Annotated in this window: 24 protein-coding genes; 18 read left to right on the forward strand and 6 right to left on the reverse strand. The window is 65.5% G+C overall.

Translation table 11 applies throughout. The features are described 5' to 3' along the window. Positions 1-67: 67 nt before the first annotated feature. Complete coding sequence (locus O6W96_RS07725; protein WP_353469002.1) at positions 68-1852, forward strand: AMP-dependent synthetase/ligase; 1785 nt, start codon at positions 68-70, stop codon at positions 1850-1852. A gap of 155 nt (positions 1853-2007) precedes the next feature. Here O6W96_RS07725 and O6W96_RS07730 read toward each other — a convergent pair whose 3' ends face one another. Continuing rightward, positions 2008-4929 (reverse strand): M16 family metallopeptidase, encoded by a 2922-nt coding sequence (locus O6W96_RS07730; protein ID WP_353469003.1) that lies wholly within the window; start codon positions 4927-4929, stop codon positions 2008-2010. Between the two features lie 225 nt (positions 4930-5154). On the opposite strand from O6W96_RS07730, the gene O6W96_RS07735 reads away from it, so the two are divergent. From O6W96_RS07735 to O6W96_RS07800, 14 genes are all read left to right on the forward strand, one after another. Continuing rightward, positions 5155-5940 carry an aspartyl/asparaginyl beta-hydroxylase domain-containing protein gene (locus O6W96_RS07735; RefSeq protein ID WP_353469004.1) on the forward strand — a complete coding sequence of 262 codons (786 nt, stop codon included), beginning with the start codon at positions 5155-5157 and terminating at the stop codon, positions 5938-5940. 140 nt (positions 5941-6080) lie between these two features. Further along, positions 6081-7097, forward strand: a complete 1017-nt coding sequence (locus O6W96_RS07740; protein ID WP_353469005.1) for a patatin-like phospholipase family protein — start codon at positions 6081-6083, stop codon at positions 7095-7097. A 241-nt stretch (positions 7098-7338) separates the two neighbouring features. After that, positions 7339-7911: a NifU family protein gene (locus O6W96_RS07745; protein ID WP_056050182.1), complete on the forward strand. Its 573-nt coding sequence runs from the start codon at positions 7339-7341 to the stop codon at positions 7909-7911. Further along, a complete protein-coding gene (locus O6W96_RS07750) occupies positions 7911-8498 on the forward strand; it encodes a malonic semialdehyde reductase (protein ID WP_353469006.1) in 588 nt (195 codons plus the stop codon). Before O6W96_RS07745 ends, O6W96_RS07750 begins: the two co-directional genes overlap by 1 nt. 114 nt (positions 8499-8612) lie before the next feature. Further along, a complete protein-coding gene (gene tsaB, locus O6W96_RS07755; protein WP_353469007.1) occupies positions 8613-9230 on the forward strand; it encodes a tRNA (adenosine(37)-N6)-threonylcarbamoyltransferase complex dimerization subunit type 1 TsaB in 618 nt (205 codons plus the stop codon). After that, complete coding sequence (locus O6W96_RS07760; RefSeq protein WP_353469008.1) at positions 9230-9718, forward strand: GNAT family N-acetyltransferase; 489 nt, start codon at positions 9230-9232, stop codon at positions 9716-9718. The genes tsaB and O6W96_RS07760 overlap by 1 nt, the downstream gene beginning before the upstream one ends. A gap of 74 nt (positions 9719-9792) precedes the next feature. Beyond that, positions 9793-10215, forward strand: a complete 423-nt coding sequence (locus O6W96_RS07765) for a Fur family transcriptional regulator (RefSeq protein WP_353469009.1) — start codon at positions 9793-9795, stop codon at positions 10213-10215. A 25-nt stretch (positions 10216-10240) separates the two neighbouring features. Continuing rightward, complete coding sequence (locus tag O6W96_RS07770) at positions 10241-10936, forward strand: lysophospholipid acyltransferase family protein (RefSeq protein ID WP_353469010.1); 696 nt, start codon at positions 10241-10243, stop codon at positions 10934-10936. A gap of 283 nt (positions 10937-11219) precedes the next feature. Beyond that, on the forward strand, positions 11220-12551 hold the full coding sequence (gene miaB / locus O6W96_RS07775; protein ID WP_353469011.1) for a tRNA (N6-isopentenyl adenosine(37)-C2)-methylthiotransferase MiaB: 1332 nt from the start codon (positions 11220-11222) through the stop codon (positions 12549-12551). 386 nt (positions 12552-12937) lie between these two features. Next, positions 12938-13942 (forward strand): PhoH family protein, encoded by a 1005-nt coding sequence (locus O6W96_RS07780; protein ID WP_353469012.1) that lies wholly within the window; start codon positions 12938-12940, stop codon positions 13940-13942. Positions 13943-13990: 48 nt separating this feature from the next. Then, positions 13991-14248: a type II toxin-antitoxin system VapB family antitoxin gene (locus O6W96_RS07785; protein WP_353469013.1), complete on the forward strand. Its 258-nt coding sequence runs from the start codon at positions 13991-13993 to the stop codon at positions 14246-14248. Next, positions 14245-14640 carry a type II toxin-antitoxin system VapC family toxin gene (locus O6W96_RS07790; protein ID WP_353469014.1) on the forward strand — a complete coding sequence of 132 codons (396 nt, stop codon included), beginning with the start codon at positions 14245-14247 and terminating at the stop codon, positions 14638-14640. Before O6W96_RS07785 ends, O6W96_RS07790 begins: the two co-directional genes overlap by 4 nt. Positions 14641-14649: 9 nt before the next feature. Next, the gene (gene ybeY, locus O6W96_RS07795) at positions 14650-15159 is read left to right on the forward strand and encodes an rRNA maturation RNase YbeY (protein WP_353469015.1); all 510 of its coding nucleotides are present in this window, start codon (positions 14650-14652) and stop codon (positions 15157-15159) included. An 8-nt stretch (positions 15160-15167) separates the two neighbouring features. Continuing rightward, the gene (locus tag O6W96_RS07800; protein WP_353469016.1) at positions 15168-16064 is read left to right on the forward strand and encodes a hemolysin family protein; all 897 of its coding nucleotides are present in this window, start codon (positions 15168-15170) and stop codon (positions 16062-16064) included. Positions 16065-16468: 404 nt separating this feature from the next. Here the strand turns inward: O6W96_RS07800 and O6W96_RS07805 are convergent, their stop codons facing one another. Continuing rightward, positions 16469-17935, reverse strand: a complete 1467-nt coding sequence (locus O6W96_RS07805) for a glycosyltransferase (RefSeq protein WP_353469017.1) — start codon at positions 17933-17935, stop codon at positions 16469-16471. 103 nt (positions 17936-18038) lie between these two features. Here O6W96_RS07805 and O6W96_RS07810 point away from each other — a divergent pair, with 103 nt between their 5' ends. Next, on the forward strand, positions 18039-19367 hold the full coding sequence (locus tag O6W96_RS07810; protein WP_353469018.1) for a PQQ-dependent sugar dehydrogenase: 1329 nt from the start codon (positions 18039-18041) through the stop codon (positions 19365-19367). Positions 19368-19578: 211 nt separating this feature from the next. Here the strand turns inward: O6W96_RS07810 and O6W96_RS07815 are convergent, their stop codons facing one another. Continuing rightward, positions 19579-19776 (reverse strand): DUF2007 domain-containing protein, encoded by a 198-nt coding sequence (locus O6W96_RS07815; RefSeq protein ID WP_353469019.1) that lies wholly within the window; start codon positions 19774-19776, stop codon positions 19579-19581. Further along, a complete protein-coding gene (locus O6W96_RS07820) occupies positions 19773-20333 on the reverse strand; it encodes a pyridoxamine 5'-phosphate oxidase family protein (RefSeq protein ID WP_353469020.1) in 561 nt (186 codons plus the stop codon). The genes O6W96_RS07815 and O6W96_RS07820 overlap by 4 nt, the downstream gene beginning before the upstream one ends. 49 nt (positions 20334-20382) lie before the next feature. On the opposite strand from O6W96_RS07820, the gene O6W96_RS07825 reads away from it, so the two are divergent. After that, a complete protein-coding gene (locus O6W96_RS07825; RefSeq protein WP_093398828.1) occupies positions 20383-20628 on the forward strand; it encodes a type II toxin-antitoxin system CcdA family antitoxin in 246 nt (81 codons plus the stop codon). Then, positions 20629-20925 (forward strand): CcdB family protein, encoded by a 297-nt coding sequence (locus O6W96_RS07830; protein ID WP_133019331.1) that lies wholly within the window; start codon positions 20629-20631, stop codon positions 20923-20925. Here O6W96_RS07830 and tldD read toward each other — a convergent pair. Beyond that, positions 20922-22349 (reverse strand): metalloprotease TldD, encoded by a 1428-nt coding sequence (tldD, locus tag O6W96_RS07835; RefSeq protein WP_353469021.1) that lies wholly within the window; start codon positions 22347-22349, stop codon positions 20922-20924. The genes O6W96_RS07830 and tldD overlap by 4 nt on opposite strands. Before the next feature lie 18 nt (positions 22350-22367). Beyond that, entirely contained in the window at positions 22368-22601 is a 234-nt protein-coding gene (locus tag O6W96_RS07840) for a zinc-finger domain-containing protein (RefSeq protein ID WP_353469022.1), read from the reverse strand. Positions 22602-22771: the final 170 nt, after the last annotated feature.

Below are 22771 nucleotides of genomic sequence, written 5' to 3' on the forward strand. Positions count from 1 at the left end.
GGGCTATACTACCCCAAAGATCGAGCACCCCGCCAAGGCAAGCTCGCAGAGCAGTTCAGGAGAGACAATGGCCCGCCAGCTCGAACGCTTCCCGAACCTCGTCACGATGTTCTTCGCGCGCGCCGCAGAGAAAGGCGACGCGCCGTTCCTCTGGACCAAGACGAGCGGCACATGGGTCGCCACCAGCTGGGCCGAAGCGGCGCGGCAGGTAGCCAGCCTCGCCACCGCGCTAACCGCGATCGGCCTGAAGCGCGGCGACCGCGTCATGCTCGTCGCCGAGAACCGCCCCGAATGGTGCCTCAGCGACCTCGCGATCATGGCGGCGGGCTGCGTCACGGTGCCGACCTACGTCACCAACACCGAACGCGATCACCTCCACATCATCGAGAACGCCGGCGCCTGCGCGATCATCGTCTCGACCGCCAAGCTCGCCAAGACGCTGCTCCCCGCGGTCATCCGCTCGAACCAGGCGCACACGGTGATTGGGCTCGAGGACATGAAAGTCCCCGCCTCGGTCGACTTCCACAACTGGCACGCGCTGATCGCCGCGCACCCGACCGCGCCCGAGACCGCCGCCGCCCGCGCCGACTTCGAACGCGAAGACCTCGCCTGCATCATCTACACGAGCGGAACCGGCGGCGCACCGCGCGGCGTGATGCAGCACCACGGCGCGATCCTCCACAATTGCGCCGGTTGCGCGGCCGTGATCTCGGAGGATTTCGGCTGGGACGACGAGGTATTCCTCTCGTTCCTGCCGCTCAGCCACGCCTATGAACACACCGGCGGCCAGCACTTCCCGATCTCGCTCGGCGGACAGATCTACTACGCCGAAGGCCTGGAAAAGCTCGCCGCCAACATCGAGGAAACGCGCCCGACGATCATGTTCGTCGTCCCCCGCCTGTTCGAAGTCCTCCGCACGCGCATCTCGAAGACGATCGAGAAACAGGGCGGCGCCTCGGCGTATCTCCTGCGCCAAGCCCTCGACATCGGTAGCAAGCGCTACGCCGGTCGCCTCCGCCTGATCGACCGCCCGATGCAGGCGGCCGTCGCCACGCTCTTCAAACCGAAAATCTCGAAGAAGTTCGGCGGGCGGCTTAAGGCGATGATCTCGGGCGGCGCACCGCTCAATCCCGAGGTCGGCCTGTTCTTCGAGGCGCTCGGCCTCACCTTCCTGCAAGGCTACGGCCAGACCGAAGCCGCCCCCGTCATCTCGTGCAACCGCCCAAAGGCCGGTGTGCGGATGGACTCGGTCGGCCCCGCGCTGAAGGACACCGAAGTCCGGATCGCCGAGGACGGCGAGATCCTGGTGCGCGGCGAACTCGTCATGCACGGCTATTGGCGCAACGATGCCGAGACCGCGAAAGTGCTCAAGGAAGGCTGGCTCCACACCGGCGACATCGGCGAGATCGACGACCGCGGCCGGATCCGCATCACCGACCGCAAGAAGGACCTGATCATCAACGACAAGGGCGAAAACGTCGCCCCACAAAAGGTCGAGGGGATGCTCACGCTCCAGCCCGAGATCGCGCAGGCGATGATCGCCGGCGACAAGCGGCCCTATATGGTGGCGCTGATCGTGCCCGACCCGGAATGGACGCAGGAATGGTGCGCGGGCAACGGCGACGCGTGCAGCTTCGCGCGACTGGCGGAAAACAGCGAGTTCAGGACGGCGATCGGCCACGCGGTCGAGCGGGTGAATGCGGACCTGACGGTGACAGAGCGGGTGCGGCGGTTCGTGCTCGCGGATGGCCCGTTTACGATCGAGAACGAGCAGCTGACTCCCAGCCTGAAAATCCGCCGCCACGTCCTGAAACAGGCTTACGGCGAGCGGCTGGACGCCCTCTACAAATAACCCTCTCCCCTCAGGGGAGAGGGAGGGACCCGCGCGCCCTTGCGCGTGGGAGGGTGAGGGGCGTGAGGCTCGGAACGCCTCCGCCAAAGCCCCTCACCCTTCCGTCGTCAAGCGGCTCCTCCTTCCCTCTCCCCTGAAGGGAGAGGGGTCAAAGATCACTTCTTCGCGGGAGTCGCAGCCGGCACCACGGCCATCGTCCAATCCTTCTCCGGCCGCAGATACTTCGCCGCGGTCGCCTGCAACTCCACCGGCGTCGTCGCCACCAAGTCCGAAGCGATCCGCTGCGTCGCCGCGATCCGCCGCGGATCGAACGTCGCGCCGCCGAGCTGCTGCAACCAGAACTGGTTCCCGGTCGAGGCGCGCAGGATATACTGCCCCATCGGCTTCTTGATCCGGTCCAGCTCGTCCGCCGCGATCGGCGTCGACACCAGTTCCGCCGCGATCTGGCGCGCGATCTGGAAGAAGAACGACACCTTGTCCGGCGCGACCTGCCCGATCGCGACCATCCGCCCGCCGGTGTTCATGCCCACCGGCCACTGGCTCGACACGTTCGGGCTGTAGCTCGCCCCCGCCGCCTGCCGAAGCCGCTCGAACAACCGATCGCTGAACACCTGCGCCAGCACGTCGAGACGCCGCGCCTCGACGATATTGTCGATCCCGCCACCGGTCGGCCATGCGATCACCGCCGCCGCCTGGTTCTCAGGCCCGGTATGCGCACGCATCACCGGCGTCGCGTTGTGCGCGGGGAAGCCAACCGGCGCACCGACCGTCGACACCGCCGTCCGCGGCTTCATTGCCCCGAACGACTTCGCCACCGCGGCGATCGCATCCTCGGTCTTCACATCGCCGAAAATCGAGACCTCGATCGGTCCGGTCTTCAGGATCGGCTCCCAGAACGCGCGGAAGTCCTTCGCATTCAGCGCCTCGACGGTCGGCTTCGACGGCGTCCCCCAACGCGGATCGCCCGCGCGCAGCAGACCTTCGAGGTCCCGCGACAACACGCCGTCCGGCGACGAATCATACCCCGCGAACCCCGCCAGTGCAGCGACCCGCGCCCGCGCCACCGGCGCCGGATCCCACGCCGGGAACGCGAGTTTCGCCGCCATCAGCCGCAACTGATCCGAATAATCCGCAGGCGACGTGATCGCCCCGAGCGTGAACGCATCGTCGTCGATCCCGAAATCGAGCCCGATCCGACGCCCCGCGGTCAGCTGGTCGAGATCACCCTGGTCAAGCTTGCCGATCCCTCCGGCGACCAACGCGAGATCTCCGGCCCAGGCAGGCGTCGGCCGGTTCGACGGGATCGCGGTATAACCGCCGCCGAACCGCACGCGCACATACACGCGCCCGGTTTCGCCCGCGTTCGGGAACAGCAGCACACGCGTGCCGTTGGCGAAGTTCACCTGCTCCATGTCGAACGCGGCGATCTTCTCGCGGCTCGCGACGACGCCCGGCTTGCCGAGCGACGGCAGCTTCGAGAAGTCGACCGCAGCCTGCGCACGACGCTTGCCGGCCAGCCCCGAAACGTCCGCCTTCAACGCAGTCGCCAGCTTGTTCGCAGCCCCCGCATCAGGCGTCTGCGTATTCACGAGAGCGCGCGTCGTCCCCTCGAAGATCGCCTTGCTCGATGCCAGCAGCGTGGCGGGCGTAAACATGCCCTTCGCCTTGGCGTCCTGCAAAATCTTGTACGACGTCTCCGGCCCCGCAACAGTCTCGCGGATGTCCAGCGCGCCGACCATGTCGTCCGCCTGCTTCGACCCCGCCTCGACCCGTGCGGTCTCGACGCTGGTCCGCATGATCGTGTCGAAATCGGCGTATTCGCGGTCGACCTCGGCCTGGCTCGGCGCGTTGGTCTGCGCGTCGGCGATCACCGCGCGCACGTCCTTCAACGCCGCTTCCCAGTCGGTCCCGATCGGCACGATGTTGACGCTGGTCAGGTTCGCCGAGCGCGATACGTCGTCGATCGACACGCCCGCCTGGAGGAAGCTGCCGCCGGCACGCGCCCGCGTTTCGAGGCGTCGGCTGATCAGGCGGGTGGCCAGAACGTCGACCTCACGCCGCTGATTCATGATCGCGGTGTCGTCCTTATACTCCCACGGGCGGACGACGCCGAGCGTCACCACCGCCGGAATAGCCGGCTCGGCAATCGTCGCCGCCACCGGTGCCTTCGGATCGGGCTTGCCGAAATCGGGCGCAGGCACGACCGGGCCGATACCCTTCCAGTCCGCGAAGTTCTTGACGATCAGCCGCCCGAACAGCGCCGGATCCATGTCGCCCGAGATGATGACGACGGTGTTCTCCGGCCGATACCAGCGATCGTGGAACGCCTTCACGGTGGCGCCGGTCGCCGCCTCGAGCGTCTTGATGTTGCCGATCGGCGACCGATCCGCGAGCGGCTGCCCGGCGAAGAACGTCGCGCGGATCGCATCGCCGAACCGCACCTGCGGCCCTGGCTGCTCGCGCTGTTCCGCCAGCACGACCGGACGCTCGGCGGCGACCGAAGCGTCGGTGATGACCGGCTTCTCCATCATCCCCGACATGATCTTCAGGCTCTCGTCGAGCCCAGCTTCGGTCGCCGACGGTAGGTCGAGTTTGAACGTCGTCGAGGTCGGCGTCGTCTGCGCATTCGTATCCGAGCCGAAGGTCGCGCCGAACCGCTGCCACACCCGCTTCGCCTCGCCGTCCGGCACGTATTCCGAGCCACGGAACGACAGATGCTCGATGAAATGCGCGAAACCTCGCTCGCTGTCCGTCTCGTTCAGCGATCCCGCATCGATCCGCACGCGCACCGACACCTGGCCCGGCGGCACGCCGTTCTTGCGCACCGCGAACCGCATGCCGTTGGGCAACGTGCCGAACTTCCACTCCGGATCCCGCGTGAGATCGCTGCCCTTGTAGAGCCATGCGGTCGTATCGATCCCCGGCAGCTCGGGAAGCGTCGGCGCCTCCTTGGCGCCCTCCTTGGTGGGGGTGGACGCAGCCTGCTGCGTCGCCATCTGGCCGCTCGCGGGAATGGCGAGGCCGAGGATGACCGGGAGGAGGACGGGAGCGCGGTACAAGCGCGAAAAAGACACCATGGTTCACCTGTAGCGGTCGCGGGCGTCGCTCGCCAGTGCCGTGCCTCGGCGCGGAACCCGCGGTGCCATCATTTCGTCCAACACTGCCGGTATATCGTGCTCAAACAAAGGGATCGGCGCCATCGCGCGCCTGGATGCAGGATAGAGATGACGGTCGGAGCCGAACTGGGGCAGTCTTCATTGTGGCGGGATTCAGGCGAACCGGCAGCACGCCGCGGCGCCCGCATGCCTGATCTGAACGTGATCTCCGGTGCGCCCAAACCCGGCGCACCGATGGTCGCCGACGCCAACCGCCCATTGATCATCCGCGTCGGCAAGCACTTGCGTGGCGTGTTCGACCGCATGATCGCGTCGTCCTCGCTGGTCGCCAACGATCCGGTGCTCGACGTCCGCGACTTCGCCTGGACCGCAGGCCTGCGCGAGAACTGGGCCGCGATCCGCGACGAGGCCGTCCGCGTCGCCCTGCAAGGCGAGGCGTCGCCCAGCCTCGCGACGATCTCGCCCGATCACCGCTCGATCGCCGAGGTCGACAAATGGCGCTCGTTCTTCCTCTACGGCTACGGCTATCCGATCGAGGAGAGCCTAGCACGCTGCCCGCACACGGCGGCGGCGGTCGCGCGCATCCCCGGCCTCAACAGCGCGTTCTTCTCGATCCTCGCGCCCGGCACGCACATTCCCGAGCACCGCGGCGTGACCAAGGGCCTCATCACCTGCCACCTCGGCCTGATCGTGCCCCGCGACGGCGACGTCCGCATGCGCGTCCACGACCGCACCGTCCGCTGGGCCGAAGGCGAGACGCTCGTATTCGACGACACCTACCAGCACGAGGTGTGGAACGACACCAAAGGCACCCGTGTTGTGTTGCTAATCCAGTTCGAACGTCCCTTGCGCAACCCCGGCAAGTGGATCGCCGACCTGTTCCTGAGCGTCGTTCGCCGCTCCGCCTTCGTCCAGGACGCGGTCCGCAACATCGGCAGCTGGAACGCCGCGGTCAAACAGCTCGACGTCTGACGCGGTACGGGCCTTCGCGGTTCGGGCCTGTGCATTCGGGGCAACCCCGATTGTTCCGGGATCGCACCAAACCGGAGCGGTCTTTGCACGATGCCGTGCAGTTCGCTGCTACGCTCGCCTCGACAGAGGGAGTGGACATCGTGGGCAACGATCGTGCGACACCGAGGTACATCCTGACCATCGACGGTGGCGGGATCCGGGGACTCATCCCCGCACTGATCCTCGCCAATCTGGAAGAACGCGTCGGACGACCGCTCCACCGCTGTTTTGACCTGATCGCCGGCACGTCGACCGGCGGGATCATTGCCGCCGGGCTCACCGCGCCGAGCCAACGCGATCCGAAGACGGCAGCGTGTACCGCGCGCGATCTGGCCGATATGTATCGCAACGACGGCAAGCGGATATTTCCGCACGTGCTCGGGCTGTCGCAGCGCCTGCCGGGATTCCCGTACAGCGCCCGCCCCCTCGAAGAAATTCTCGCAAAGCGGATCGGTACGACCGCGACCACGCGCGACGCGCTGACCAACATCGTCATCCCGGCGTATGATCTGCTCGGGCGCGAGGCGGTCTTTATGGCCGGTGGCCCCGCATATAATGCCGCGATCGGGGACCCGCAGCGCGATTTCCCCTTGTATATTGCCGCGCGGGCGACCTCGGCGGCACCGACCTTCTTTCCCCCTGCCGCGATCGCCGCGACCGCGGCGGTCGGTGCGACCAAGGCCCAGCCCGCGCTTCTCCTCGTCGACGGCGGCGTCTTCGCGAACGACCCGACGATCGCGGCGATCACCGAGGCGCCCAAGCTCGGCTGGAACATCGGCGATCTTGAAATCCTGTCGCTGAGCACGGGCAGTTCCAACCGTCCGTTCAAATCTGCGGGCCACTGGTCGATCTTTGGCTGGGTCAATCCGTTCCGCCGCGTGCCGATCGTCTCCATCCTGATGCAGGCCGGCTCGAGCACGATCTCGTATCAGGCCGAGCGGCTGGTCGGTGCGGCACACTATGATCGCGCCGACATCACGCTGTCGCCCAATGGCGGCGGGCTCGACGATGCCGGCCCGGAGCATCTCGCCGAACTGACCACGCTGGCGGACGACTGGATCGTCGGCCACCCGGAAGTGCTCGACCGCTGGGCCGCCAAACTCAGCGCGAAACGCTAGTATCCGCCGCTCCAGCTCGCAGCCTGAAGCCGTCGCGGTCCGGGGTTTGAAGGATTCGGGGCAAGAGGGGTTTGGGGCGTGAGGGGTTTGCCCGGCAGCTGGCGCGATACGCTTGTCGCCGGAGCGGTGTCGCCGGAGCGGGCGGTCGCTTGCAGCAGCGGCAGCGCGGGCTCGGCGCCGGAAAGAAACGGTTTCCCGTTCCGCGCTTGATCCGCCGCCCCCGTCGGGCCACATGCCATCCATGCTGATCGAAACGGAATCCACCCCGAACCCCTCGACGTTGAAGTTCCTGCCGGGACGCACCGTCATGGATGCCGGCACACGCGACTTTGCCACCCCCGAGGAAGCGGAGACCAGTCCGCTGGCAGAGGCGATCTTCAATCTTGGCGACGTCACCGGCGTGTTCTTCGGCCGCGATTTCGTCTCGGTGACCGCGGGGCCGGGCGTCGCCTGGTCGGACCTCAAGCCCGACGTGCTTGCGATCCTGCTCGATCACTTCTCCGCCGCAATGCCGCTGTTCAAGCCTGCGCGCGCCGGCTTCTCGGTGCCGTCGGACGAGCCGGCGTTGTCCGATGATCCCGCTGACGCCGACATCGTCGCGCAGATCCGCGAGTTGATCGACACGCGCGTTCGTCCCGCAGTGGCGAACGACGGCGGCGACATCGTCTATCGTGGCTTCGACAAGGGCAAGGTCTTCCTCCAGCTCCAGGGCGCCTGCGCCGGCTGCCCGTCGTCGAGCGCCACTCTCAAGAACGGCATCGAGCAGCTGCTGAAATACTACGTCCCCGAAGTCACCGAAGTGAGAGCCGTCTGATGCGACTTGACGATACTGTGCTCGACGCCGTCTTCCGCGATGCCCGAAGCTACAATGGCTATACCGACGAAGCCGTAGCCGAATCGGAACTGCACGCGATCTGGGACCTGATGAAGTGGGGGCCGACCTCCGCCAACCAGCTCCCCGCACGTCTGATCTGGGTGGTCAGCGACGAGGCCAAGCAGAAGCTCGCCGACGCGTGCAGCGCGCAGAACCAGCCGAAGATACTGAACGCCCCCGTGTCGGTCATCATCGGCATGGACACCAATTTCCACGAGCATCTTCCCGAGCTGTTCCCGCACGCCGATGCGAAGTCGTGGTTCGACGGCAACGCCGAACTGCGCGAGGCCTCCGCGTTCCGCAACTCGACGTTGCAGGGCGCCTATTTCATCATCGCTGCGCGGATGCTCGGGCTCGATACCGGGCCGATGTCGGGCTTCGACGCGGGCAAGGTCGACGCAGCGTTCTTCCACGACACGCCCGCGGTGCGGACGAACTTCATCTCGACGCTCGGCCACGGCGATCCCGCGACGATCTACGCCCGCTCGCCCCGCCCCGACTTCGCGAAGTTCAACAGCATCGCTTGATAAATAGCCCTCTCCCCCTCGGGGAGAGGGTTGGGTGAGGGGCTGTTCCAGGCGACGCACTGCTTGGCTGCCCCTCACCCTAGCCCTCTCCCCGAGGGGGAGAGGGAATAAGACGTGCGCACTTTAGTCATCGAAACATCCACCACCGCCTGCTCGGTCGCCCTCCTCGAACACGGTGCCGTCATCGCCCGCGCGCACGAAGTCGTCGGCCGCGGCCACGCCGAGCGCCTGATCCCGATGATCGCGGAGCTCCCGGAAGGCGGCCGCGCCGACCGCATCATAGTCGATTGCGGCCCCGGCAGTTTCACCGGCGTCCGCGTCGGGATCGCCGCAGCCCGTGGCCTCGCGCTCGGCTGGGGCGCGGAAATTGCCGGTTTTTCCTCGCTTCCGCTCATCGCCGCCGCCGGTTTCGCCGAGCGACCAACCCACGATATTGCGGTGGTCATGGAAGGCGGGCATGGCGAGGTCTTCATGCAGGCCTTCTCCGCCGATCTGTCGCCGCGATCCGACATGGTATCGCTGAAGCCGGACGCCGCGCTCGCCGCGCTGGCGGGACAGCGCGCGGTCGGCAACGGCGTCCGCTGGTTGGCCGCGCTGGACGACAGCCTCGATCTTACCGAAGCACTCCCCGACGCGGCCTCCGCGATCCTGCTCCCCGCCTCGCTGACCGCGCTAGCGCCAAGCCCGATCTACGGCCGCGCGCCCGACGCCAAGCCGGCGGTCCCGAGATAATGGCAACGCGGCAAGCCACGACCCGCACCGTCACGCTCCGCACAGGCGACGCGCGCGATCTCGCGATCGTCGATGCGTTGATGACCGAGGCATTCGACCCACGTTACGGCGAGGCCTGGACGCGCAGCCAGTGCCTCGGCGTGCTCGCACTGACCGGCGTCCACCTCACGATCGCGTTCGTCGACGACTTCCCCGCCGGCTTCACGATGACCCGGTCGGTCGCCGACGAAGCCGAGTTGCTCCTGATCGCGGTCGCCCCGGACTATCGCCGTCGCGGCGTCGGCACCGCGCTGATCCGTGCCGCTATCGCCGACTGCTCCGACGGTAAAATCACGAAACTCCATCTCGAAGTCCGCGCCGGCAACGACGCGGTCAAGATGTACGCCACGCACGGCTTCACCAAGGTCGGCGAACGCCGCGCCTATTATCGCGGCAAGACCGGCGTCGCGTATGACGCACATACATATTCGAAAGATATCAACAGCTAAGGCTTATTGCGAGTCGGTATCCCTTTTCGCAACAGCGCGAACGCCCTACATGGGGCCCAACGAGGGAATGAACTATGCCGCGCAAGATCGATCTGGAAGCACTCTGCCAAGAGAAGGGGCTGCGCATCACCGAGCAGCGCCGTGTCATCGCACGCGTGCTGTCCGAAGCCGACGATCATCCCGACGTCGAGAAGGTGTATGAGCGCTCATCGGCGATCGATCCGGGCATCTCGATTGCGACGGTGTACCGCACCGTCCGGCTGTTCGAGGAAGCAGGGATCCTCGACCGTCATGATTTCGGCGACGGCCGTGCCCGCTACGAGCCTGCACCCGAGGCCCATCACGATCACCTGATCGACGTCGAGAGCGGCAAGGTCATCGAGTTCGTCGATCCCGAGCTCGAGCATTTGCAGAAGGCGATCGCAGAAAAGCTCGGCTTCCGGCTCGTCGACCACCGCATGGAACTCTACGGCGTATCGCTCGCCCGCAAGGACTGAACCGATCGACCGCGTCCGCTTTGGCGTGCGGTTGGCAGCGTTGCTGGTCGCGCTGGTCCTGGCGCTGCCGTTGCATGGCGCGTGGCGGCTGTTCGGGCAGAAGTCGCCTTGGCCGCCGCGGTTCCTGGGGCTGGTCGCTAGGATCGTCGGCGCCCGCGCGCGCGTGGCCGGCACCCCGCTTCGCCACGACGTCGTCTTCGTCTCGAACCATCTCAGCTGGATCGACATCCTGCTCCTGTCCGGCGCGACCGGCAGCGCGTTCGTCGCCAAATCGGAACTCAGGAGCGCCCCGCTGGTCGGCTGGCTCTGCACGCTGAACCACACGATCTTCGTGAGCCGCGCCGACCGCATGGCAGTGACCGCCCAGATTGCCCAGATCCGCGGTACGCTCGCGCAGGACTGGCCCGTAACCCTCTTCCCCGAAGGCACGACCGGAGATGGCACCACCCTTCTCCCTTTCAAAGCCGCGCTGCTGGCCGCGCTCGATCCGCCGCCACCCGGCGTCCGAGTCCAGCCGGTCAGAATCGACTACGGCGCGGCTACCAGCGAACTCGCCTGGGTCGGCGAAGAACTTGGCCAACACCACGCCGCGCGCATTTTGAAGCGCCGGGGCACCTTCGTCGCGACGCTGCACTTCGCAGACCCGTTCGATCCCGCGGAATACGGCGACCGAAAGGCCATAGCTGCCGAAGCAAGACGCCGCATGGAAACGCTAGCATAGCTTGTTTCCCCGCGAAGGCGGGCACCCAGTCTGGGCTCCCGCCTTCGCGGGAGAACAAAGTAGTGAAGCCCCGCCCTATCCCCGAGCTGAAACACCACCCCGGCGAAGGCCGGGGCCCAGTTGGAAAGGTTGCTGTAACGGAGCGCCAACTTCAGTTAGCGAGGTCCCCCAACTGGGCCCCGGCCTCCGCCGGGGTGGTGCAAATCGCCAAGCGCCCTTGCCACTCTCGACTGAGCAACAACGCCCCCTCCCCCAAACCGCACAAATTTGGTACGGCCTCCGCATGTCTCCCCCCAAAACCTTCCACGTAAAATCCTTCGGCTGCCAGATGAACGTCTACGACGGCGAGCGCATGGCCGAACTGATGGCCGCCCAGGGCCTTACGCAAGCCGACGCGGTCGACGCCGACGTCGTCGTCCTCAACACCTGCCACATCCGCGAACGCGCCACCGAAAAAGTCTATTCGGACATCGGTCGCCTGCGGAAGGACCAGCGCCGCAAGTCCGGCAAGACCCCGATGATCGCGGTCGCCGGCTGCGTCGCGCAGGCCGAGGGCGAGGAAATCTTCACTCGCGCCAAGGTCGACATCGTCGTCGGCCCGCAAGCCTATCACAACCTCCCCGACCTCGTCGCGAAGGCCGCCGCCGGCACGCCCTCGCTCGACACCGACATGCCGCTGCTGTCGAAATTCGGCGCGCTCCCCGCCCGGCGGAAAGTCGCCCCCTCGGCGTTCCTCACCGTGCAGGAAGGGTGCGACAAGTTCTGCACCTACTGCGTCGTCCCCTACACGCGGGGCGCAGAAATCAGCCGCCCGATCGCCGCGATCGTCGACGAGGCGAAAGCGCTGGTCGATGCCGGCGCACGCGAGATCACGCTGCTAGGCCAGAACGTCAACGCGTGGTCGGAGAACGCCAATACTTCAGAAGGGCGAGGTCTCCACGACCTGATCCGCGACCTCGACCGCATCCCCGGCCTCGCGCGCATCCGCTACACCACCAGCCACCCCAACGACATGACCCAAGGCCTCATCGACGCGCACCGCGACATCGAGAGCCTGATGCCGTTCCTCCATTTGCCCGTGCAGGCCGGCAGCGACCGCGTCCTCAAGGCGATGAACCGCAGCCACACCCGCGACTCCTATCTCCGCCTTCTCGACCGCGTTCGCGCGGTGCGACCCGACATAGCACTCTCGGGCGACTTCATCGTCGGCTTCCCCGGCGAAACCGACGCCGAGTTCGAGGACACGCTCAGCCTCGTCGACGCGGTCGGCTATGCGCAGGCATACAGCTTCAAATACAGCCCCCGCCCCGGTACCCCCGCGGCCTCGATCGTCGAACAGGTGCCGGAATCGGTGATGGACGAACGCCTCCAACGCCTCCAGGCCGCGCTCAACCGCGACCAGCACGCTTTCAATGCCGCCACCGTCGGCCGCACCTGCACCGTCCTGCTCGAACGCGCCGGCAAACTCCCCGGCCAGCTGATCGGCAAGTCACCCTGGCTGCAATCGGTCCACCTGATCGGCAACCACGCGATCGGCGATCTCGTCGAAGTCACGCTGGCGACTGCGGGCCCGAACTCCCTCACCGGGATCGAACGGATCGCAGAAGCCGCCTGAGCCCCGATCCGATCCTCCCCCGCCAGGGGGAGGTGGCAGGCACTTGCCTGACGGAGGGGGAGGCGAGCGCCAACGCATGGATCCGTGTCCTCCCCCTCCGTCACCTGCGGCGACACCCCCCCCTTGCGGGGGAGGATCGTAACGGCGGCCCTGATGCGTCAGCGCAACACCAACGCCCCTCCGCTCGAACCCCCGCGATTTCGCTGTCCTACACCCCGATCGCCTGTCACACTCGCACACGATGCAGCTTCGCCCACGCGACTCGAATCATCTCTCCGCCAGTGCTCCGACGCGGCTTGAACGCGTCGCCCGCGATGCTCATCTTCGTTTCAAAGGTTACGGTTCGACGCTTCCAGGCGTAACCTTTGACACTCTGAAAGGACCGTATGAGCCGTAAACCCGTTCCCGCCCAATCCGGTGACCGCGCCCGGGTCGAGCTGCTGTTCGACAAGCCCCAATTGCTCGTCCGGCTGTTCGGCCAGTACGACCAGAATCTGGTAGCGCTCGAGAATCGCCTCGGCGTCTACATCACCGCGCGAGGGAACAAGATCGGCCTGGAGGGCACCGCCGAACAGGTCGCGATCGCGCGTGACGTTCTCCACGACCTCTACGCCCGAATCCAGCGCGGCGAAGACGTCGACACCGGCCTCGTCGACGCCTCAATCGCAATGGCCGACGAACCCGTTCTCGAAGGCATCATCCGCGCCGATGCCGGTGGCGGCGGTGCCCCGCCGATCATGATCCGCACGCGGAAAAAGACGATCGTCCCGCGTACGCCGGCGCAGGCGCACTACATGCGCGAGCTCGCCAACAACGACATGATCTTCGCGCTCGGGCCGGCAGGTACGGGCAAGACCTACGTCGCGGTCGCACAGGCGGTGCAGCAGCTCATCACTGGCAGCGTCCAGCGCCTGATCCTCTCGCGCCCCGCGGTCGAAGCCGGCGAACGCCTCGGCTTCCTCCCCGGCGACATGAAGGAGAAGGTCGATCCGTACCTTCGCCCGCTCTACGACGCGCTCTACGACTGCCTCCCCGCCGAGCAGGTCGAACGCCGCATCGCATCGGGCGAGATCGAGGTCGCCCCGATCGCCTTCATGCGCGGCCGCACGCTGGCCGACGCGTTCGTCATCCTCGACGAGGCGCAGAACACCACGCCTGCGCAGATGAAGATGTTCCTCACGCGCTTCGGCCAGAACAGCCGCATGGTGATCTGCGGCGATCCCAAGCAGGTCGACATCCCCGGCGGCGTGGCGGCGTCCGGCTTGGCAGATGCAGTCCGGCGGCTCGAAGGCATCGAGAGCATCTCGATGTGCCGCTTCACCGTCGGCGACGTCGTCCGCCACCCGATCGTTGGCCGCGTCGTCGAAGCCTATGAAGGAACCGATGGTTGATGTTTGGGATATCCCGGAGCATATCCGGGATATCCCAGGAGCATGACGATGGCGTCTCTCTACATCAAGGACAACGAAACAGCCGAACTCGCGACCGAGCTTGCGGCGCGTCTCGGTGTGACAAAGACCGAGGTCGTTCGTGATCTACTGCGTAAGCGCAAAGCGGAACTGGCACCGGAAGCTCCTCCGCTGAGCATGCGAGAACGATTGCGCGCATGGCGCGAGGCGCATCCATTAGGCGAGTCGACAGGGCTTGAGGCCAACAAGGCCTTCTACGATTCGTTGAACGATGAGGACGATGATTGACCATTCTAGTCGATGCATCCGCTATCGTCGCAATCGTTCACGGCGAGCCGGAAGCGGACGACTTCGCCGATGTGATCGAGGCGCATGTCGACCGCTATTATTGCGCGGTCGGCGCGTGGGAAGCGGCGCAGGCGATCGCAAGGTTGAAAACCGTCAGCCTCCAGCAGGCGGCCGACCTCATTTCGAGCTTTGCGTATGAAGCCGGACTTCGTCTCGTGCCGATCGGCGAAAGCGAAGGCCAGCAGGCGGTTGTCGCCGCAGCACGCTACGGCAAGGGCCATCATCCCGCCAAGCTCAACATGGGCGATTGTTTCGCCTACGCCTGCGCGAAAACTCATGGCGCGGAACTTCTCTATAAGGGTAATGATTTCGCCCTGACCGATCTCGCCTGAAGGACCTGCATGCTCGAAATCGCGCTTTCCTCCGACGCCCCCTGGCCTCAGCAGGATTGGGACGCGCTTGCCCTGCGCGCAGCAACGGCAGCGATCGAGCGGACCCCGCACGGAGAACTGCTGACCAGCGCGGCAACGGTCGAGATCTCGATCCGGCTTGCGTCGGACGACGAGGTCCACACCCTCAACAAGCAGTACCGCCAGAAGGACAAGCCGACCAACGTCCTGTCCTTCCCGATGGTCCAGCCCGACCTGCTCGACACGGTCACCCAGAACTCCGACGATGGCGAGGTGTTGCTAGGCGACATCATCCTCGCGCACGGCGTCTGCGTCGCGGAAGCGGCGGAGCGCGGCATTTCGGTCGAGGATCATGCGATGCATCTCATGGTGCACGGCACGCTGCATCTGCTAGGCTATGACCATATCGACGGCGACGAGGCCGAGGGCATGGAGCAGATCGAGCGTGATGCGCTCGCCGCGCTCGGACTCCACGACCCCTATTTGATAACAGAGGACTGACGACCACGATGGCCGATGGCCCCAATGCCGGTAACGGCGATAGTAGCGACAGTATCTGGCGCGGGCTCAAGGGCCTGATCTTCGGTGCTCAAGACGAATCCCTTCGCGACCAGCTCGAGGACGCGATCGACCGGCACGAGGGCGATCCCGCCCCCGATGCGAAGGGTGATCTCACCCCGCTCGAGCGCCAGATGGTCCGCAACCTGCTCCACTTCAGCGAACGCGACGCGGGCGATGTCGGCGTGCCGCGCGCGGACATCATCGCGGTCGAGGAGGACACGCCGTTCGCCGATCTCGTCAAGCTGTTCGCCGAAGCCGGCCATAGCCGCCTGCCGGTCTACCGCGACAACCTCGATACGATCATCGGCATGGTCCACATCAAGGACGTCTTCAACATCCTCGCGACCGGCGCCGAGCATCCGACGTCGATCGCCGGGCTGATCCGCGAGCCGCTCTACGCGCCGATGTCGCGCGGCGCGCTCGATCTCCTCGCCGACATGCGGCAGAAGCACGTCCATCTGACGATCGTGCTCGACGAATATTCGGGCACCGAGGGTCTGGTGACGTTCGAGGACCTGATCGAGGAGATCGTCGGTGAGGTCGAGGACGAGCATGACGAAGCGCCGCAGGTGCTCATGACGCCGATCGAAGGGGGGGCCTGGGACGCCGACGCGCGCGCCGAACTGGAGGACGCGGCCGAACTGATCGATCCGCGACTTGCCGAGGTAGATGGCGATATCGACACGCTGGGCGGCTTAGCGGCTTTGTTGGCCGGTCATGTCCCCCAGATCGGCGAGTGCGTCGATCATCCGAGCGGTTGGAAGCTGGAGATCACCGACGCGGACGAACGCCGCATCAATCGGCTACGCCTGCATCCGCCAAAGCCCGAACTGATCGAAGACTGATCAATCTCCTTCGACCGCAAACTACAGGTCATTTCGGCATGGCAATGATCGTCCTCTCATAAGAAGAGTGGGCGATGCGGTACGTGATCGGGCGATATCCAGCCGCTACTACCAAGTTGCTGGCTCTGGTGGTGGCGCGTTCGGCGCATACGATATCGCCACGTCAACCAATTGGCGGATAGGCCTAGAGGTTTGCGGGACTGCCGGCGACCGAAACGCTGCAGCAACGGTCGACATCCTGGTGTTCGAGCAGCGGCCCCGGTTTGGCATTCGTGGTACGGTGCGTGCCGGCTATCACTGGTCCGGTCATACGGCGCTTACCCACTGAACACGACATCGCGATCTCGTCAGCAATCTCCGCGCGCACAAAAGGAGACATCGACAGCAAGGCCGATGTCTCTTTGCTAAGCGAACGACTCGACCGGTACGACGTCGCCCTTGGACGGCGCAGGCTTTTTTGCGAGCCCGACCATCCCGAACACCAGCAGGAACGGCGTCGCAAAGTCGCGGTGGCGCTCACCGAATTCGAACCACACCCCGAACACCAGCGTCTGCACGACACAGGCGAGCACGAGCAGCAGCAATATTGTCGTGCCAGGCGTCTGACGTCGCCATGCCGCACGCGCTGCGCCGAACAGCAGCCCCAGATGCGCGACCTGGGATACCGCGAACGCGCTTGGCGCGATCGCCAGCATGATGGCAGGTCGCAAGCCGGCGAGCCGTGACGCACCGCTTTCAGCGACACCCCAGCCCCTCACCGCCTTCGCCAAGGTGATCCGTACGAAACCTGCCGGATGATGGACGATCCAGTCGATAGCGATCGCCGCGGCCGCTTTGCCGAACGCGATCTCGGGCATGCCATATAATTGCGACGGCGGCGGCATCCAGTGGCCGGTCGCGTCGGGATTGTTGCCGATCCACAAACCATAGCCGCCCGCACTCGTCAGCGGCACGAAAGCGCCGAACAACAGCGCGTTGCGGATCCACCACGGGAGCAGGATCGCGACGACGGCGAAGGGGACCGCCCGCAACCCTGCGGTCATCGCGGGCCACCAGCCGCAGACCGTTGCCGCTACCAGTCCGAACAGCAGGACGAGCGGTGCCTCCCCCGGTTGCGTCAGCGCGAGCAATCCGGCCGTTACGCCAAGGCCGAGCGCTCCCCGCCAACGCCTCGCCCCGGACTGCGGCACATCGTTCTCCGCCTCGCGGGCGAGCGTGATCCACTGGATCGCGAGCAGAACCGCAAGCAGGGCGCATACACCCTCCTTCTGCGCGAGGGGTGCCGACAACAGGACCGAGGGCCAGATCAGGTACAGCCATGCTGCGGCGATCCCCGAAGACCGACGGCCCAGCATGCTCGCCAAAACGATCATCGCACCGGCCGTTGCCAGGTCGAGGATGGTCGCGAAAAACGTCAGCGCAGTGGTAGAAAACCCGAGAACCGCGCCGCTTCCCGCCAGCAGGATCGGATAGATGGGCGGATAGAGAGCGCGAGTTTCGACGCCCATATAGGAGTCGGTAATGACCAAGCCCCGGCCCTCGAGCAGGTGCTGCGCGAGCACCACGTAGTTGCGCGCATCCCCCAGCGGGATCCTGCCATCTGCGACGACCATCACGGCAATCCGCAGCGCAATCATCAAGGCCGCCATGGTCGCGAACGTAATGGTCGACGGCGCGTAGCGGAGCAGCATCAGCGGCACGATCGCCGCTGCGATCCAGACCACCCCCATCACGAAGGCGAGTCTCGGCACATGCCAATTTTCCCAAAGGCCCGGGAAAGAGAACAGGCCATACCCGGCAAACACCAGCAGTGGCACGACGACCGCGAGGCGCGACATCCGCAGATCGATCGATGGCGACAGAAAGCTCATGATCGAGGCTTACCGGCAAGATGTTGACGAGCGCTGAAACGCATCGAGCTACGAACGCCTTTTGCATCTTTCGCCTTACCGGACGTGCGACTATCCTGGTTGAATGCGCAAACACATCCTCATCGTCCTTGGCCTGATCCTGCTCGTGATCGCCGCGGGCGTTACCTATCTCGCCTGGCCAGACACTGCCGAACTGTCGGTCGATCAGGTCACCGGCAAGCTGCCCAAGATCAGCGATCCGCGGATCCAGACGATCCCGACCGTGAAGGTCGCCAAGGTCGTCGGCTGGCAGAACGGCACGATGCCGACGCCCGCCGCAGGGCTGAAGATACAGCCGTTCGCGACCGGGCTCGACCATCCCCGCTGGATGTACCGCCTGCCGAACGGCGATGTGCTGGTCGCCGAAACCAACTCGCCCCCGCGCGAAGGCGGCGGGATCACCGGCTGGGTGATGAAGGTGCTGATGGGCCGCGCCGGTGCGGGCGTCCCCTCGGCGAACCGCATCACGCTGCTCCGTGACGCGAATGGTGATGGCGTAGCGGAAACCAAGTCGGTGTTCATGACCGGGCTCAACTCGCCGTTCGGCATGACATTGCTCGACGGCCAGCTGTACATCGGCAACACTGACGCGCTCGTCCGCGTCCCCTATGTCGACGGCGCGACCAAGATCACCGCCAAGCCCGAGCTCGTTATCAAGCTCAACCCCGGCGGCAATCACTGGGCGCGCAACGTCATCACTGCGGCCGACGGCAAGACGCTCTATGTCGGCGTCGGCTCCTCGACCAATATCGCCGAGAACGGCATGGACGCCGAGAAATACCGCGCCAACATCCTGCAGGTCTGGCCGAAGGACAAGAACTGGCGGATCTACGCCGCCGGCCTGCGCAACCCGAACGGCATGGCGATCAACCCCAAGTCGGGCGGGCTGTGGACCGTCGTCAACGAGCGCGACATGCTCGGTTCGGACCTTGCACCCGACTACCTGACGCAGGTCGAGTTCGGCGATAATTTCGGCTGGCCCTGGTATTATTGGGGTGGCTATCCCGACAGCCGCGTCGAGCCGAAGAACCCGCAACTCCAGCAATATTCGAAGCGTCCGGACTATGCGCTCGGACCACACGTCGCGGCACTCGGCCTGACCTTCTCCGCAGACGCGAAGCTCGGTGCGAAATTCGCCAACGGGGTATTCGTGGGCGAGCACGGCTCGTGGAACCGCAAGCCGGTGTCGGGCTACAAGGTCGTCTACATTCCGTTCGGCGATACCGGCTTCCCCGCGGCGAACGCGAAGCCCGTCGACGTGCTTGGCGGTTTCCTGAACAAGGACGGCGACGCGCAGGGTCGCCCGGTCGGCGTCATCACCGACAAGACCGGTGGCGTGCTGGTCGCGGACGACGTCGGCAACGCGATCTGGCGCGTCAGCGCGGGGGGCTGATCTTGGCGGAGGGCGGCCGAGACTCCGCTCTCCGACACGCTGGTAATTGGCGCGTACGATTCCAACTTGTGTCATCCCCGCGGAGGCGGGGACCCATATGCTCAAGGGCTATCGATCGACTCTCGAGCATTGCCGTATGGGTTTCGCCTACGCGGGAATGACGATCCGGGGGTTAGGTCGGCGGCTTTCTATCAGCGCCTAACGTACCCGCTCACCCCGCCAAAATCCCCCTAGCCTCGTCCAGGTCATCCTCGTCGATCATCACGCGAACCGGGATCAACAAACAGCTCCCCTCCATAATCGACATCCCGCCATCGAACGCGATCGCCGGGATACCCTCGCTCTCCAGCCGCCCGACGATGATATGCGCCTCGTTGCGACCATACCGCCCGAGTTCGACCAGGCTCATGCGCCAACGCGGTCCGGCAGGACGGTGCCAAGCCGAACAGGCAACCCGTCGATGCTCTCGGTCGGCCCCGCCAGTTCCTCGATCCGCTCGGCATCGGTCTGCTTCGCGTGATACTTCGATAGCGTCTGCCGTTCGCGGTCCAGCGTCATGAACGGCACGCCCCACCCGCAACTCGTCTGCACCTCGTCGACCGCAATGACGAAAATCTGCCGCGTGCCAGGCAACGGCGTGAACCGCGCGTAGAGGTCGGCCCAGCCATCATCCTGCGGCAACACCGCACGGCCCTTGCCATAGATGCGGAAGATCAGCGCGGGCTGGTCGAACGCGCAGAACATGATCGTGATGCGACCATCGGCGCCCAGATGCGCGTTCGTCTCATTCCCGGAACCGCCGACGTCGAGATACGCGACCGTCTTCGGATCGAGCACGCGAAAACTGTCCATGCCCTTCGGACTGAGATTGATCCGCGCGCCTTCCGCGGCTGTCGCAACGAAGAATACCGGTTGTCGCATCACGAACGCGCGATGATCGTCGGTCAATGCAGGAAAGAAGTCCATCGGTAGGCTCCGAATTGACGCGCTCCATGGACGCGCATACTCTGTGCGCATGAAACATGATCCAATTGCCACCGGCAAGCGCAAACCGGTCAACATGTCGATTGATACCGGCATCGTCACCGCGGCGAAAGACGTGGGCGTCAACCTGTCACGCGTTACGGAAGCGGCGCTGCGCGTCGCGATCAAGACCGAGCGTGAACGGCGGTGGAAGGAGGAGCATCGACAGTGGATCGAAGCGCAGAATAGATGGATCGACGAGAACGGAATTCCGCTTTCTGGTCTCAAGCCGCTCTGAATGGCGCAATTCGACGTCCATTCCATCGACGGTCATGGCCTCGTCGTGAACTGCCAGAGCGATCTTTTGAGCGACTTACGCTCGCGGGTCGTTGCCCCATTACGCCAGCCTGACGAACCGTCGGTTTCGCAGTCGAGGCTCAATCCACTCGTGACAGTGCATCAGACGGAATATCGGGTCGCCGTCCAATTTCTACGCGCCGTCGATAGCCGACAACTTGGTGAAAAGATCGGTTCGCTTCTCGACTACGAATATGATCTGAAGGCCGCAATCGACATGGTCGTCGGCGGACTTTAAGCCGCCGTCCCTCCGACCGTAAGCCCATCGACCAGCAACGTCGGCTGCCCGACGCCAGCCGGCACCGACTGCCCGCCCTTGCCGCAAATCCCGATGCCCTCGTCGAGCGCAAAGTCGTTGCCAATCCCACGCACCTTGGTCAGCGAACTCGGGCCATCGCCGATCAGCGTCGCGCCCTTGATCGGCGCACCGAGCTTGCCGTCTTCGATCAGATACGCCTCGGTGCAGCTGAACACGAACTTGCCCGACACGATGTCGACCTGCCCACCGCCGAACGCCTTGGCGAAGATGCCCTTCTTCACCCGGCTCAGAAGCTCGGCCGGATCGTCGTTGCCCGCCTTCATGAAGGTGTTGGTCATCCGCGGCATCGGTGCGTGCGCATAGCTTTCGCGCCGGCCGTTGCCGGTCGCCTCGACGCCCATCAGCCGCGCGTTGAGGCGGTCCTGCATATAGCCCTTGAGGATGCCGTCCTCGATCAGCACGGTCTCGCGCGTCGGCGTGCCCTCGTCGTCGATCGTCAGCGACCCGCGGCGATCCTGAAGCGAACCGTCATCGACCACCGTCACGCCCTCGGCCGCAACGCGCTCGCCTATCCGTCCCGAGAACGCCGACGTGCCCTTACGGTTGAAATCGCCCTCGAGCCCGTGACCGATCGCCTCGTGCAGCAGGATGCCGGGCCAGCCATTGCCGAGCAACACGGTCATCTCGCCCGCCGGTGCCGCAATCGAGTCGAGGTTCACCAGCGCCTGCGACAGTGCCTCGTCGATCGCGCGGTTATACGTCGCCGGGTCGAACAGGTCGTTGTAGAGATAGCGGCCGCCGATCCCGTAGCTCCCCGTCTCGCGACGCCCGTTCTGCTCGGCGACGATCGAGACGTTGAGGCGGACCAACGGCCGCACATCGGTCGCGACGAAGCCATCCGCGCGGACGATCTCGACCACCGACCATGTCCCCGACAGGCTGACCGAGACCTGCGCAACGCGAGGATCGCGCGCGCGCGCGGCGGCGTCGATCGTCTGGCACAAATTCACCTTGTCGGCGAAGGGGACGAGATCAAGCGGATCGGCAGCGGTGTAGCGGCGCTGGTTGGTGCCTTGCGGCGGGCCGGCCTTGGCAGCCACGCCGGGCTCGATCAGCGCCATCGTCTCGGCGGCGCGACGGATCGCGGCGGGGGTCATCTCGTTCGAATGCGCGAACGCGGTCATCTCGCCCGAGACGGCGCGCAGTCCGAAGCCCGAGCTGGTGTCGTAGGAAGCGGTCTTCAGCCGGCCGTCGTCGAACCCGAACGCCTCGGCCTTGCGATACTGGAGATACAGCTCGCCGTCATCGGCCTTGCCGAGCGCCTTGGCGGTCAGCGCCTGCGCCTGTTCGGGGTCGAGCGTGTCGCGGTAGAGGAACGAACGGGGGTCTGCTGCTATCGTCATCCGATAGATATAAGCGGCTTAGCGCCCTGCGCCATCCCCGTGATCGCGCAATGTCGACTGGTCCGCGCCATCGGCAGCGCCGCCGACCAGGATGAAGCGGCGGTCGCAATAGCCGCAATCGACATAGCCGGTCTCGTCGATCTGCAACCACACGCGCGGGTGGCCGAGCGCCGCACCGCCGGGAATGTCGGTGGCACCGTCGCATGCGACGCGGTTGTGGGTGACACGGGCGGTTTCAAGCGGCGGATGCATGAGGGCGCGATAGCAAGCGCGCGCGGGCCGGGCAATTGGTTCTTCGGCGTGGGCAAGAAGGAAGAATGGGTTCACGCGGAGGCGCGAAGACGCGGAGGCGTTGCATCCAGCCCATCGGTCGGGAGACATCATGATCTGTTCCGCGGGTAGGTGATCGAGCGGTCGCTACG

Source organism: Sphingomonas faeni (assembly GCF_040407495.1).
Taxonomy (GTDB): domain Bacteria; phylum Pseudomonadota; class Alphaproteobacteria; order Sphingomonadales; family Sphingomonadaceae; genus Sphingomonas; species Sphingomonas faeni_D.